Genomic DNA, 1,788 nt, shown 5'->3' on the forward strand with positions numbered 1-1,788 from the left:
TGCTTCCGGTTTAATCATCGTTTTGACCTCAAGAGCATGTTGGTTGAATTGGGGCATGCAGTCGTGGCAAGCCCTCCGATGCCATATCGGCTCTTGAAGCTGGCTGAGGGTCATGGGTAATCAGGAAATGGAATAAACAGACTTGATTTTGATAAGTGATTGAAAGTAAACTGTTTTTTAATTATTTCCCTGCCGAGATATTCGTTGCATCTGTCCCTTGAATGTCGCTAGAATCTGGTTTATTCAAACCACGCAGAGGTCCGTTCCCGTTTCATGAGTTTACTTATAGCATTCGCTGTATTGTCTATTGGTGTTTCCTTTCTATGTTCCATCCTGGAGGCAGCCCTCCTCTCGATTACCCCCAGTTATATAGCTCAACTGAAGCTGTCCAATCCCAGGCTTTATGAGCGCATGCGCCTGCTGAAAGACAAGATAGATCAGCCATTGGCTGCGATTTTGACCCTTAATACGGTTGCTCATACCGTTGGTGCCACAGGTGTCGGCGCGCAGGTGACCATCGTTTTTGGGGATGGTTATCTGGGGATGGCATCTGCTGTGATGACAGTGTTGATCCTCGTGCTATCAGAGATAATGCCAAAATCCATTGGTGCTCGCCATTGGCGTGCATTGGCGCCGATATTGCCTGGATTGTTGAATGGCATGATGTTCTTGCTCAAGCCGTTTATTTGGATTTCCGATCAGGTGATGAAATTGTTCGGTGCCCATACCCCGGAACATGATATACGGCAGGAGATCAAGGCACTTGCGATGCTTGGTCGTGAGATGAACAAGCTCGATGAGGATGAGCAGCGCACGATTGCCAATATTCTGGATCTTCATGAAACCAGTGTGCGAGATATTATGACGCCCCGTACCGTGTGCCAGATTGTCAGCCCGGATATGACGGTGGCTGATTTTGCCAATCATGCGCATGCCAATCGTTTTTCTCGCTACCCTGTCATTGATAAGGATGAAAATCCATTAGGATTGGTATTTCGCTATGACGTGATCAACGCGGACCATACAGAGACGGTATCCAGCCTTGTCAAGCCGGTTACCATAGTGACGGACAAGGTGAATGTTGAAAGTGTCATGAGCCAGTTCATGCAAGAGAGGCAGCATATGTTTCTCGTGTATGACGAGTACGGTACCTGGCTGGGCTTGGTGACGATGGAAGATGTTATCGAGACCATCATTGGCAAACCCATCATGGATGAGACGGATGAAATTCCCAATATGAGGCGCTTTGCCAAGCGTCGTTGGCAACACAGAATGAAGCATATCAACGAGGATTAATGGGCATTGACTTCCCCATGAGATCTCACCCATTTGTACCATCAGACAGGTTATCGATATTTATTTATGGAACGTATTTTTGAAAAGCTGATGTATTCCTCACGCTGGATCATGGCCCCCATCTATCTCGGCCTGAGCCTGATCCTGCTGGCATTGGGCATCAAATTTTTCCAGGAGATACTGCATGTCCTGCCCAATATTCTGGCGATCCGTGAGGTTGACCTGGTGCTGGTCACCCTGTCGCTGATCGACATCGCCTTGGTGGGCGGACTCATCGTCATGGTCATGTTTTCGGGTTATGAAAACTTTGTCTCCCGCCTGGATGTGGGGGAGAGCGAGGACAAGCTGGGCTGGCTCGGAAAACTGTAAGCGCCGCTAAATCGACCTACTTGCCTTCGTTGTATTGCGCCACTTTTTTTGCAATGGGCTCCAGCGGGACGTTCCAGGGTAGCAGGGCTTCGAGTTTTTCCAGGCTATCGGCCTCGCCGATCT

Annotated in this window: 2 protein-coding genes and 1 pseudogene; all 3 read left to right on the forward strand. The window is 48.8% G+C overall.

The window, feature by feature from the left end:
* Positions 1–120 (forward strand): annotated as a pseudogene (locus ACLHZ1_RS20405) (IS1595 family transposase); the annotation flags it as partial.
* Positions 121–273: 153 nt separating this feature from the next.
* Positions 274–1,296 carry a CNNM domain-containing protein gene (locus ACLHZ1_RS20410; RefSeq protein ID WP_427263516.1) on the forward strand — a complete coding sequence of 341 codons (1,023 nt, stop codon included), beginning with the start codon at positions 274–276 and terminating at the stop codon, positions 1,294–1,296.
* Between the two features lie 33 nt (positions 1,297–1,329).
* Positions 1,330–1,665 carry a YqhA family protein gene (locus tag ACLHZ1_RS20415; RefSeq protein ID WP_427263517.1) on the forward strand — a complete coding sequence of 112 codons (336 nt, stop codon included), beginning with the start codon at positions 1,330–1,332 and terminating at the stop codon, positions 1,663–1,665.
* The last annotated feature ends 123 nt before the right edge of the window (positions 1,666–1,788 follow it).

The organism is Aeromonas sobria (assembly GCF_050266975.1).
Classification (GTDB): domain Bacteria; phylum Pseudomonadota; class Gammaproteobacteria; order Enterobacterales; family Aeromonadaceae; genus Aeromonas; species Aeromonas sobria_B.